We start from the raw sequence: 12,868 nt of genomic DNA, 5'->3' as shown, positions 1-12,868 counted from the left end.
CAGTAGCCTCTTATATAAGGGCACCGAGACCCCATCTCGGAAAAAATAGACAAGGAGAAAAATATGAAAAAACTACTTTCACTCCTTCTAGCCATAATTTTGCTAGTAGGAACAGCCACACCAGTTTTAGCAAGCAATGAGAATACACCGCCACCAACTGGTGATATTAAAAAAGAAAGTCTGACCAAAATGCCTGGCGAAAAAGCAAGTGACACCGAAAAAGAGATGGAAACAACTCTAAAAATTCATAAGCTAGTAGCAGAAAAAAGTTTTAAGAAAAATCCAAACGGATTTCCTTTTGATCACAACGGCGGAGAAATTCAATTAAAAACCTTGACAGAATATAACGAACAAAAGGAAGTAAAAGGTCTTGCAGGGGTAGAGTTCACTTACTACAAGGTTGCAAGCTTAGACCAGTTGGAAAAAATGAAAAAGGACCCAACTAAATACGACAGCAAGAAAGAACTTGACGACCTGGTTACAAACAATAAAGAAGGAATAAGTGCTGGAGGCAAGTTGGATCTTACAACAGCGCCTAATGGAGAAACTACAATAAAGCTTAAAAAGGGTTATTATTGGTTTATAGAAACAGATAGACCAACTACAATTACAGGGGTAGTTGCTGTACCTTTTGGCATTTCAATACCAGTTCCTCTAAAAGATGATTTGAATATAGAAGGAACAGCTTACAAGGCAGGAGAATATTATCTAAACACTGTTTATCTATATCCTAAAAACACCGAAGAAGAAACTAAAATTGACAAGGCCTATAGAAACGACCCAAATTTTGGAAAAGATTCAAAGGCTTTAAAAGAATGGGAAGACAAATATGGAACAGATTATGAAAAATATACAACAGAAAAGGCTACAATAGATGGACGTAAAGGTTCACCAGTTCCATATGATGTAAAAACAAAACTTATAAAAGGTCAAATTTATAAAGTTCTTCAATGGTCAGATGCTATGACCAAGGGTCTAACATACAATAAAGACATGAAAGTACAAGTAAAACTTGACCCGGCAAAGGACTTTACAGACGTAGAAAAGTCAAAATACTCAATAGATGAAAGAGATAATGGTTTTGATTTGACAATCGAAAATGCTGATTACATTAAAACTATAAACGAAGCTCTAGAAAAAAATGATGTAGAATTTAGGCTTGTATATTCAGCTAAGATAAATGGTGAAACAATAGTTAATGAACCAGAAGAAAATAATATAACTTTTACTCCAAGAAAAAGCACTCCAGGTACACCAACCCCATCAGATACTGGAGAGTTGAGAGTAAAGAAAAATTGGTCTGACACAGTAGAAAATAGATCAACCAAGGTAAGATATATTTTGGAAAAAGATGGAAAAACTGTTGCACAAGTTTACACAAACGGAAAAGATGTTGTTGTAAAAGCTGATGAAGGAATTAAGTTTAAGGCAGATGAAACAGATAAGTATTCAGGTACTTTTACTGGACTTGACAAGGATGCAACATATAAATTTAGAGAATTTGTAAACGGATACGAAGCAAAATACGATACACAAACCAAGGGTCAAATCACAATCGAAAATAAATTTGACCCGTCAAGAAAAACACCAGAGCCACCAAAGGTAACAACATATGATGCAAAATTTGTAAAGACAGATGGTGCTGGCAAAAAACTTGCAGGAGCAGAATTCTATGTTACAAGAACTCTTGAAGGAAACAAGACAGAATATCTTGCAAAGGCCGATGGTGAAGACTTGAAAAAAAGAGTTGAAGCTTACACAACAGCAGAAGATGCTTATCAACAAGCTATTAAAGATTTAAACGAACAGCTTAAAAAACCAGCTAATGAACAAGACAACGCTTTAGTAACTAAACTTAATGGTAATGAAGACGTTACAGGTTCAATAAAACAACTAGAAAAAGCAAGAAATGACGCATATAGCAAAATGAAGATTGAATGGAAATGGATTGACGGTGAAACTGGCGCATTTGTATTCAAGTCAAATCAAGACGGACAAATTTATGTAGAAGGTCTAGCCAAGGGAACTTATGACTTAGTTGAAAAGACTGCACCAGATGGATTTGCTAAACTTACAACTCCATTCCAATTCACAGTTGGTTCAGCTAAAGAAGAAGACTATAAGATTAAGTATAGTGAAAAAAGTGAAAAAAATGATGCTTTTGAAGTTGTAAATAAAAAAATAGATATTCCACAAGTCGGTGGCATTGGTACTCTTATATTCACAGTTGTCGGTGTTGGTCTTATGATTGGCGCTGTTGTGGCTATGAAGAAAAATAAGGAAGAAGCTTGAGATTTAAAAATTGATTAGCAGTTTCCCTAAAAAGGATGGTCTTTTTAGGCCGTCCTTTGGAAACTAAAGTACAAAAATCTAAAAAAACATATAAAATTAAGGGGAGATATCTTCCCTTAACTACATAAAGTAAAAATTGAGGTAGAGATGAAAAATAAAAAACATATATTTACAATTTTATATTTGATAATGAGTCTGGTCTTGCTACCTCTTAGAGTTTGTGGGGATTCCTCTGTGACTATAGATATAAAAACTAGGGAAGACCTTAGCAAAGAAGATTTGGATGGGAGAAGTCTTTGTGTTTGGAAACTAAATCCAAATGTTTTTGATACTTCTATGGATAAGACTAGACTAAATGAACTATTGGCGAATGTATCTGATGAAGATTTGGACAGACAGCTTGAAAGTCCTAACTACAAGTGGATTCTTTATCCGAAAGAGGGAAGTGATTATAAGGTAAAATTAAATAATCTTAGCCCAGGTCTTTATTATGTAAGAGAGATTGGCAACAAAGATAGGTTACGCTATCCTCTTTCGGCAATTTTTTCAGCAGAAGATACAAGTCTAGTTAGACTAAAATGGGGCAATCGAATAACTCCGCCACCAGGAAATCCACCAGGAAATCCGCCGGAAAATCCACCAAGGACTTTTTTGCTAATCAAGACGGATGAGGCAGGACTACCTCTTGCAGGAGCTAAATTTACTCTTCATCAAGAAAATGGCGAACAAATTCGGACTAAAAACTTTAAGTATGATCCATATGGAGATTTTGAAGTTTTTGAAACTGGCAAAGATGGAAAGATTTTGATTTCAGATTTGCCTGCTGGCACTTATTTTTTCAAAGAAATTGAAGCGCCTTTTGGATATCAAATAGAAAAAGAGGATAATGATTTTATTATTTTTGAAGAAGAGGCCTCTTCTCTTAGAGTAATAAATAAGCGAAAAAAAGGCTCAATAAATTTTTTAAAAACGGATGAGACTGGAAAAAATCCTCTTGCAGGAGCTCAATTTACTATAACCCAACTTGTTGATGGCAAACACATAAGGCTTAAGGATGATAAGGGAAAAGAATTGAGAATTGTGTCGGGAAAAGATGGAAGATTTTTTGCAAATGGTCTCAAATATGGAAATTATTATATTTGGGAGACCAAGGCACCTGAAGGATATAGCCTATTAAATACAGGGTTAGAGTTTAAAATTGATGATGAGTCCTCGGATAAGGTTTTGGTAATAAAGAATAGGAAGACAGGGCCAATCCCTAAAACAGGAGATATTACTCTTATTATACTTATAATAGCAGGTGGCATCATGATAGGACTTGGCAGATATCTAATCAAGGAAGAATAAATTTGAGGGTAGTCTTTTTTAGACTACCCCTAAATTTTTAAATAAAAATAATATATTATAATTCATATAAGAGATGATGTAATATTTGGGAGATAAGATGGTAGAGCAAACAAAAAAGAAAAAGAAGAAAAAATCAAATATAATTTTTATTATTATATTTATTTTAGGCCTAGGTATTCTAGCTTATCCTATGATATCTGATTTTTATTATAGAATTGAGGCAAACAACCAAATCAAAGATTTTAAAGAGGCACTAGATGAACTTTCTGCAGAAGAAATAGAAAAAAGAATGAAACTTGCCAAGATTTATAATGAAAATTTATCTAACCAAGTGCATGATTTTTATACGGATGAGGAGAAAAAGGAAGCAGTTGATAACTATGCGAGGATGCTAGAGCTTAGGACCAAGATAGGAACTATAAAAGTACCTTCTATAAATGTCGAACTTCCCATTTATGCAGGAACTACTGAGGATGTTTTACAAAAAGGGGCAGGACACCTTGAGGGAACTTCTCTTCCCATAGGCGGCAAATCATCTCATACTGTAATTGCGGCTCATTCTGGTCTTCCAACCGCAAGACTTTTTACAGATTTAGAGAAAGTTAAGATTGGTGATAGATTTTATATTCAGAATATTGAGGGCATCATGGCTTATGAGGTTGACCGTATAAAGGTTATAGCTCCAAGTGATTTTGAAGAGCTTCTTATTGTTCCAGAAGAGGACTATGCAACTATGATAACTTGTACTCCTGTAATGATAAACACCCATAGGTTGACGGTAAGAGGTCATAGGGTTTCTTATGTACCTGAAGTTGACGAAAAAATAATGGAAGAAAAGGGCAACAATTTAGGCATAGATATAAGGCTTATTATTCTTATATTGTTTGCTATAATAATTTCGCTAATGGCATTTATATCTAAGAGGAAGAGGAAAAAGAAGTCTAAGGTAAACACTCATGTTAAAAAAGATTAAGAGAAATTGGAAAGTTTTATCTATGTTCATTTTGGGGTTTTTTATTGCAATTTATCCCATAGTTTCAAATAAATACTATACAATAAAAAACAATAATCAAATTAGGGTTTTCGAAGAAGCGGCTAGCGGGTTGTCAAAAGAAGAGGTTGATAAAAGAATTGACCTTGCAAAAGCGTATAATGAAACCCTGGACCCATCAAGGCTTACAGACCCATATACTGAAAGGGAAAAAGAAGGGGTTGCGAATTATGCCAGGATGCTTGAATTAAAAGAGCAGATTGGCTTTATAAATATCCCCAAAATTGAACAAAAACTCCCCGTATTTGCAGGCACTAGCGAGGAAGTGCTTCAAAAAGCTGCAGGACATCTTGAGGGCACATCTCTGCCAATAGGCGGAAAAGATACCCATGCCGTTATTACTGCTCACAGAGGATTACCTAAAGTAAAACTTTTTAGAGACCTTGATAAGCTAGATATTGGCGATGTTTTTTATTACACAAACGTCAAGGAAACGATGGCATATGAGGTCGACCAAGTTTTGACTATAGAACCATGGAACTTTGATCCTGTTCTTGTGGTGGATGGCAAAGATTATATGTCTTTATTAACATGTACACCTTATATGATAAACTCTCACAGACTTTTGGTGAGAGGTCACAGGATACCTTATGTGGAATCTTCTGAGAAAGAAATAGTAGCCGATAAGGGATTTGATTTTAAAACTATCACTTGGTTGGGATTTGTAATTCTTATAATTATATTTATTTTCTCTATAAAATGGGCGATTACAAGGAGGAAAAATGAAAAAAAGAACTAGAATTGTAGTCGGATATATATTTGTGCTTTTTGGAATATTCATGCCGCTTTTGGCCTTTACTATCATGTCTTATAGAGAAATTTCTGCTGATAGAGAATATAGGTCATTCAAGGAAAAATTACCAAAACTTACAGAGTCTATTAAATCTTATAATGACAGTATAAAAAGTGTGAATGCAAGCATAATTGATCCATTTGAAAACGAAGATTATATAGGCTCATATCCTATTGAAGGGTTAGATACGGATGAAGTTTTTGCTTATCTAATAATTCCTAAGTTGGATTTAAAGAAACCCATTTATTTAGATGCAAGTTCCAAGCATTTGAATTTAGGAGTTGCACAAATTGAGGGAACCAGTCTACCCTTGGGTGGAAAGTCTACCAGATCGGTTCTTGCAGGACACAGGGGGTACTGGGAAGATTTTATGTTTTATAGAGTTGATGAACTGGAAGCTGGAGATAGTATTTTTATTGATGGAAGGACTGGGTTATTAAAATATGAGGTAGTTGATAAGGAGATTATAAATCCATCTGAATGGGATAAGATTTTACCGATAGAAGGAAAAGATATTCTAACTCTTTTAACTTGTCATCCCAAAAGACCTCCTAGACCAAAAAGACTTCTAATAAATGCAAAAAGGGTCTTGGAAGAAAAAGAAACTAAAAATAGCCATGAAAAAATTACAAAAGAAGATATAAAAAACTTTAATTACTTGAAATATATAACTTATATAATCACTATAATTGGATGGATTTTTATGGTATTTTTTATTTTCAAGCTGATTAAGTTTTTGAAGGCTTGAGGGCGGTTGTATGACCGCTCTTTTTTCTTGTCAATAAAAATATAAAGCGGGGCTTTGCAATTTCTCAATTAATGGGTTTGTTATGGTATAATGAAAGGTCGAAGGAGTGAGATTATGGACGAATTGATTGCTGCGATTTCTACTGCTCAGGGTCTGGGCGGGATTGGAATTGTGAGAATGAGCGGCAAGGGAGCTGTGGATGTTGCCGATTTGATTTTTAGGGGCAGGTCTGAGCTTAAAAACGGCGAGGACAGAAAATTGTATTATGGAAATATTTATGATGGAGATTTTCTTGTCGATGAGGTTTTGATTGTCAAGATGCTTGCTCCACGCACTTATACTAGGGAGGATATTGTCGAGATTTATTGTCATGGTGGACTTATACCTACTAGAAAAATTTTAAGTTTACTTATAAAAAATGGCGCCAGACTTGCGGAGCCGGGCGAGTTTACTAAGAGGGCTTTTTTAAATGGAAGGCTGGATTTGGCTCAGGCTGAGGCTGTAATTGACCTTATAAATTCTAAGACTGAGTCGGCTTATGAGAATACTATAGCTCAATTTGAGGGTAAGCTTTCGAATACGATTAATGAAATCAGAGAGGATCTCATAAGGCTTATGGCTTTTATTGTTGCCAATGTGGATTTTCCAGATGAGGATATAGAGGATATTTTGCATGCTGATATAGCGAAGAGGTGCGAGCTGGTGCTTTCTAAGCTGGATGCTTTGCTTTCAAATGCAAAGATAGGTAAGCTTGTCAGAGATGGTATAAATACGGTTATTTTGGGAAGGCCCAATGTGGGCAAGTCGTCTTTTTTGAATAATATTTTGAAGGAGCAAAGGGCGATTGTGACGGATATACCTGGTACGACTAGGGACACCATCGAGGAATTTGTAAATATGGATGGGATTTTATTAAAGATTTCTGATACTGCTGGTATTAGGCATACTGATGATAAGGTCGAAAAAATTGGTGTGGAAAGAGCGAAAAAGTCTTTGGATGATGCGGATCTTTTGGTTCTTATTTTTGATCTTTCTCGGGAGCCTTCTGATGAGGACAGGGAGATTTTAAAACTTTCTAAGGGCAAGCCTTCTATTGTGATTTTTAATAAGGAAGATCTGGGTTCTGTTTGGACTGATGAGGATATAAGGAGCTTTTCTCTGGGCAGGACTTATTTTAAGACTTCTATCAAGAATAAGGATTTGGGAGCTGATATAAAGTCTTTTGTGGAGGATTTATTTTTTAAGGGAAGTCTTAATGTGACAAAGGATACTTATGTGTCTAGGCAAAGACAGATTAATGCTATGAAGGATGCGAGAGAGTCTTTGCTTCTTGCTCTTGAGGCTGCTAGGAATGAGGAGTTTTTGGATCTTATTGAGATAGATGTTAGTGATGCCTTGGATAAACTTGGAGAAATCGTGGGCAAGGTTTTTACGGATGATATTTTGGATAAGGTATTTTCTGAATTTTGTATTGGAAAGTAGGACTTAGTAGATGGATGTAAAAAATTATCGTGTAAGAGATTATGATGTGATAGTTGTGGGGGCTGGTCATGCTGGAGCGGAGGCAGGGCTTGCTGCTGCTAGGATGGGGCTTGATACTCTAATTTTGACTATGAATTTGGATTCGGTTGTGGCTATGAGTTGCAATCCTAATATAGGCGGCACTGGCAAGGGCCATTTGGTAAGAGAGATTGATGCTTTGGGCGGAGAGATGGCAAAAAACATCGATAAGACTTTTATTCAGTCTAGAATGCTCAACACTTCTAAGGGGCCTGCTGTGCATTCTTTGAGGGTGCAGGCTGACAAGAGGCGCTACCATGACGAGATGAAAAGAACTATTGAAAGACAAAAAAATTTGAGCCTGCGTCAAGCGGAGGTTGTGGAAGTGCTTGTTGAGGATGGCATTTGCAAGGGTGTCAGAACGAGGACAGGAGCAATCTATGGTGCCAAGGCTGTGGTGCTTGCTACTGGAACTTATCTAAGGGGCAGGGTTTATATGGGTGAGTTAAATTACTCTTCGGGGCCTGATGGCATGATGGCTGCAAATTATTTATCCGACTCTTTGGAAGGCCTTGGCATGGAGCTTATGAGATTTAAAACTGGAACTCCTGCGAGGGTTTTGAAGTCTTCTATAAATTATGAGGGGATGGAGGTCCAAAAGGGTGATGAGAAGGTAGTACCTTTTTCTTTTTTGAATTTCAATAAGGATATGAATAAGGAGCAAGTGGATTGCTATTTGACTTATACTAGCCCGGAGTGCCACCAAATAATAAGGGACAATTTGTCTAGATCTGCTCTTTATTTGGGGGACATCAAGGGTTTGGGACCCAGATACTGTCCTTCTATTGAGGACAAGGTCGTGAGATTTGCAGACAAGGAAAAGCATCAGGTTTTTTTGGAGCCGGAAGGTCTTTCTACTGATGAAATTTATGTGCAAGGGGTGTCTTCGTCTTTGCCAGAGGAGATTCAAGTTGAGTTGTATAAGAAAATCGAGGGCTTGGAAAATGTTGAGTTTATGAGATCTGCCTATGCGATTGAATATGATGCGATTGATGCGACTGTTTTAAAGAGAAGTTTGGAACACATGGAAATTGAAAATCTCTTTTTTGCTGGTCAAATAAATGGCTCGTCTGGGTATGAAGAGGCAGGGGCCCAGGGGCTTATTGCTGGAATAAATGCTGCTCTTAAAGTGGAGGGCAGGGCTCCTTTTATTATGGATAGGTCCGAGGGCTATATAGGAGTGCTTATTGATGACTTGGTGACTAAGGGTACCAAGGAGCCTTATAGGATGATGACAGCTAGGGCAGAGTATAGACTTTCTCTTAGACAAGATAATGCTGATTTGAGACTTACCGAGATAGGTCATGAGCTGGGCTTGGTGGATGAAGAAAGGTATAGCCTTTTTAAAGAGAGAAAAAGTAAAATTGAAGCCGAGCTAAAGAGGTTGGAGGAAGTTTTTATAAGTCCTAACGAAAAGAACAATGCCCTTATAGAATCTTTGGGTTCTACAAGATTAAATAATGGACTTAGCTTGAAGGAGCTTATCAGAAGACCTGAGCTTGGTTATAGGGAAGTTGCTTGTCTTGATTATGATAGGCCGGAGCTTGCCCAAGATGTAATTGATCAGGTTGAGATTTCTATCAAGTATGAAGGATATATAAAAAAGCAAGAAGAACAGATGCGCAAATTCAAAAAGATTGAAAACAAGAAGTTGGATGTGGATTTTGATTATGAGTCTGTGCATGGGCTAAGAAATGAAGCCAGAGAAAAGCTACAAAAGATAAGGCCGGAGTCGATAGGTCAGGCTTCTAGAATCACTGGAGTTTCTCCTGCTGATATAAATGTGCTTATGATACATCTGGAAAAATTAAGGAGACAAAATGGAATTTAAAGAGGGTCTTAGGAGCTTGGGGCTTTGCGAGGACATAGATTTTTTGAGTTTTGAAAAATACAAAGATTACCTCTTGGAAAAGAACAAGGAGTTTAATATAACTAGAATCACTGAAGAGTCGGAGATTTATTCTAAACATTTTTTAGATTCTTTGAGCCTTATGACTCTTGGAATTTTTGATGGCAAAAAGTCCTTGATTGACATTGGAACTGGCGGAGGTTTCCCCGGATTGCCACTTAAAATTTACAAAAAGGACTTGGATGTGGTGCTGATGGATTCTTTAAAAAAGAGGATAAATTTTCTAGAGGAAGTTTGCAATCTTTTAAAGCTTGAAAATATTAAGTGCATCCACCACAGGGCAGAGGAGATGGCAAGAGAAGATATTTACAGGGAGAAGTTTGATATAGCAACTTCCAGAGCGGTCGCATCTTTGCCAACTCTTTTGGAATATGCCATGGGCTTTGTGAAAGTCGGGGGATATTTTGTTGCTATGAAGGGGCCCAATTTTCACGAGGAGCTTCAAGATTCGAAAAGAGCCATAGAGGAGCTTGGAGGAGTTTTACAAGATGTAAAGGAAATAGAGATTGAAGATTTTTATAGAAGTCTTATACTTGTAAAAAAGGTAAAACCAACTCCTAAAAAGTATCCAAGAGCTGGTGGCAAGCCCAAGAAGGCACCTATAAAGTAGAAATTTTGTTGATGTATAAATGTAAAATGAAATGGGAAATCCCCGGTTAGACTTAGTCTATGCCGGGGATTTTTCTTTGTTGTTTTCTTTATTTTTATCTCTATTTTGATTTTTGACAAAAGTTCTCGTCAGTAAAAATCCTGAAATCAAAAGGGTCGCCGCTTCTGAAAGGACGCTGGAATACCAGATGAGTTCGGGATCTATTCCTGATGTTATTTTAAGCGCCAAGAAAATCATGACTAAAGACCTGGAGAGGTTTATTATAAGTGATTTATTTGCCTCTACAAGGGCCGACATGAAACCGGAGATCAAGATATTGTAGCCCATGAATAAAAATGCCAGAGAATATTTTTCAAGAGCTCTTACAGATATCAAGATGTGGTCTAGATCGTCTTCCAAGAAAAGACAGAGGATGTTGACGCCAAAAGTTTCTAGTAGAAATATTGAAAGCAGACTAAAGGCCAAGACGCACAAGAGTCCGAGCTTTAACAAATTTATATAAGTTTTCCTATCTTTTTTGCCATAGGCTTTGGAGACCAGGGGTCCCATGCCCTGTATTATTCCTGCAAAGGACATGGCTGTTAGTTGGCTTATATATGCTATTACTGTAAAGGTTGGCACATAGTTTTCTCCAAGAAAATCTATTATGAAAATGTTGTATAAAAAGACAGTAAATCCAAAGCCAATTTCTGATATGAAACCGCCGATTCCCAAATGGCACGACCTCTTTAAAAGAGTTGAGTCAAATGAGAAGGGTCTAAGTTTTAAGCTGGATGCTCCAAAGACAAAGTGCCAAGCGAAAAAAACTGTGGATAAGACTTGGGAGATACCAGTAGCTAGGGCTGCCCCTCTTAGTCCAAAAGACCAAACTGCAACGAAGAGATAGTCTAGGACTATATTGGTGATGGCAGCACCAAGCACTCCTATTATGGAAAGATTTGGAAAGCCATCGACCTTGACCAAGACCTCGAGATTGTAGGAGATTATAAAAAATGGGCCAAAGGCTATTATAATCTTTAAATATTCGAGGACGAGGCTTAAAAGTTCTCCTCTTGCTCCGAGCAGACTTGCAATTTTACTTGAAAAAACAAAGCAAAATAATGTAAAAAATATAGAGATGAAAAAGACAGAAAACAGAGTTTGAGAAAAGACCAAGTCAGCTTTTTCCTTCTCTCCCCTGCCCAGATAAACGCCGCAAAAAGTTTGAGCTCCTATGGCAAAAATCGTAGATATTGCAAAGAGAAGACTCACATAGGGAAGAGAGATATTTACTGCTGAAAGGGCCATTTCCGATACGTAATTCGCAACGAAAAATCCGTCTACCATGGAGTAGAGAGAAAAGAGCACTAGTGCCATAATCGAAGGAATGACGTACTTAAAAAATCTTTTTCTTACCTTAACCAAAATATCATCCTTTAACTTTTAAAAATTCTTTAATTTCTTTTATCAGTCTTCTGTTTTCAGACTCTGTAAGTATGCAAAATCTGAAAAATTTGTCTCCGAGTCTAAAACCGGCACAATCTCTTACAATCAAAAGACGTCTTAGAAGATATTCTCTGATTTCATATGAAGTGAAATCTCCAAGAATTTCTACAAGTATAAAGTTGGAATCTGATTTATAGGCCTTGAGAGCTTTGATTTTATCAAGCTCTTTGTAAAAATAAGCCTTTTCTTTTTTTATGAATTTGTAAGTTTCATCTATGTAACTTTTATCTTTAAACATGATCTGACCGACTTGGTCGGCGACTATATTTATTGACCAAAGATAGGAGAAATTCTCCATAGATTTTTTAATAAGCTCATCTGAACTCAAACCGTATCCCAGTCTAATGCCGGGAGCTGCAAAAAATTTGGAGCTGCCCCTTACCACAAAGAGGTTTGGATATTTATCGACAAGTCTAGTTGCTGGAAGAGAGTCTGAGAATTCTTGGTAACATTCGTCTACTAAGAGCTTGGCCCTTGTTTTATTTAGAATTTTTTCTATTTCAGCCAAGTCGAGCCTAAGTCCAGTGGGGTTATTGGGATTTGCAAAGACGAAAAGCTCAATTTCATTAGAATTTATAAGCTCTATAAGCTCATCTACATGGGCCTTGAAATTGTCTTCTTTTTTCAATCTGTATTTAAAAATCTGACAAGATATGTCTGAAAGATTCTTTTCATATTCAGAATAAGATGGCTCAAAAATAAGCCCCTTGCGAGGATTTAGAAGTGTTATGTAGTTTTTGGTAAGTTCTGTGGCACCTTGACCCAAGATGATGTTATCAAAGCTAGAGCCTGTATATGATGAGATTGCCCTTTTGAGATCTGCATAAGAAGGATCTGGATAAAGGGACAACAAATCTGGATTTTTCATCAAAAAGTCCTTGGCCCTTGGACTGATACCCAGGGGATTTATATTTGACGAAAAATCAGAAAAATCTTTTATATCGGCTCCGAGATGCTTGGAGAGTTCGAATAAGTTGGCGCCATGTTTTTCTGCTTTCATAATGCCTCCTTAATAATTATACCATGATTTGTGCCAAAATAATAAAAATAAGCCATAAATAGCTACTTTAGCT

10 protein-coding genes are annotated in these 12,868 nt (G+C 36.7%); 8 read left to right on the top strand and 2 right to left on the bottom strand.

Going from position 1 to position 12,868, the window contains the following annotated elements; all coding sequences use genetic code 11:
* Nucleotides 1-63: 63 nt before the first annotated feature.
* From LV469_06700 to rsmG, 8 genes are all read left to right on the top strand, one after another.
* Complete coding sequence (locus LV469_06700; protein UHR02331.1) at nt 64-2,292, top strand: hypothetical protein; 2,229 nt, start codon at nt 64-66, stop codon at nt 2,290-2,292.
* Between the two features lie 147 nt (nt 2,293-2,439).
* Nucleotides 2,440-3,639, top strand: a complete 1,200-nt coding sequence (locus LV469_06695) for a cell surface protein (protein ID UHR02330.1) — start codon at nt 2,440-2,442, stop codon at nt 3,637-3,639.
* A gap of 97 nt (nt 3,640-3,736) precedes the next feature.
* Nucleotides 3,737-4,612 (top strand): class C sortase, encoded by an 876-nt coding sequence (locus LV469_06690; protein UHR02329.1) that lies wholly within the window; start codon nt 3,737-3,739, stop codon nt 4,610-4,612.
* Nucleotides 4,596-5,429 carry a class C sortase gene (locus LV469_06685; GenBank protein ID UHR02328.1) on the top strand — a complete coding sequence of 278 codons (834 nt, stop codon included), beginning with the start codon at nt 4,596-4,598 and terminating at the stop codon, nt 5,427-5,429. The genes LV469_06690 and LV469_06685 overlap by 17 nt, the downstream gene beginning before the upstream one ends.
* Nucleotides 5,413-6,231: a class C sortase gene (locus LV469_06680; protein ID UHR02327.1), complete on the top strand. Its 819-nt coding sequence runs from the start codon at nt 5,413-5,415 to the stop codon at nt 6,229-6,231. Before LV469_06685 ends, LV469_06680 begins: the two co-directional genes overlap by 17 nt.
* A gap of 114 nt (nt 6,232-6,345) precedes the next feature.
* Entirely contained in the window at nt 6,346-7,713 is a 1,368-nt protein-coding gene (gene mnmE / locus LV469_06675) for a tRNA uridine-5-carboxymethylaminomethyl(34) synthesis GTPase MnmE (GenBank protein ID UHR02326.1), read from the top strand.
* Between the two features lie 10 nt (nt 7,714-7,723).
* The gene (gene mnmG, locus LV469_06670) at nt 7,724-9,622 is read left to right on the top strand and encodes a tRNA uridine-5-carboxymethylaminomethyl(34) synthesis enzyme MnmG (GenBank protein UHR02325.1); all 1,899 of its coding nucleotides are present in this window, start codon (nt 7,724-7,726) and stop codon (nt 9,620-9,622) included.
* Entirely contained in the window at nt 9,612-10,310 is a 699-nt protein-coding gene (rsmG, locus tag LV469_06665) for a 16S rRNA (guanine(527)-N(7))-methyltransferase RsmG (GenBank protein ID UHR02324.1), read from the top strand. The genes mnmG and rsmG overlap by 11 nt, the downstream gene beginning before the upstream one ends.
* A gap of 57 nt (nt 10,311-10,367) precedes the next feature.
* Here the strand turns inward: rsmG and LV469_06660 are convergent, their stop codons facing one another.
* Both LV469_06660 and LV469_06655 read right to left on the bottom strand, forming a co-directional pair.
* Complete coding sequence (locus LV469_06660) at nt 10,368-11,714, bottom strand: multidrug transporter (protein UHR02323.1); 1,347 nt, start codon at nt 11,712-11,714, stop codon at nt 10,368-10,370.
* A gap of 4 nt (nt 11,715-11,718) precedes the next feature.
* The gene (locus tag LV469_06655; protein UHR02322.1) at nt 11,719-12,795 is read right to left on the bottom strand and encodes an aminotransferase class I/II-fold pyridoxal phosphate-dependent enzyme; all 1,077 of its coding nucleotides are present in this window, start codon (nt 12,793-12,795) and stop codon (nt 11,719-11,721) included.
* Nucleotides 12,796-12,868 lie beyond the last annotated feature (73 nt).

Origin of the sequence: Peptoniphilus sp. GNH (genome assembly GCA_021307325.1) — a bacterium.
Classification (GTDB): domain Bacteria; phylum Bacillota; class Clostridia; order Tissierellales; family Peptoniphilaceae; genus KA00134.
This window is presented reverse-complemented; position numbering and strand designations above follow the sequence as displayed.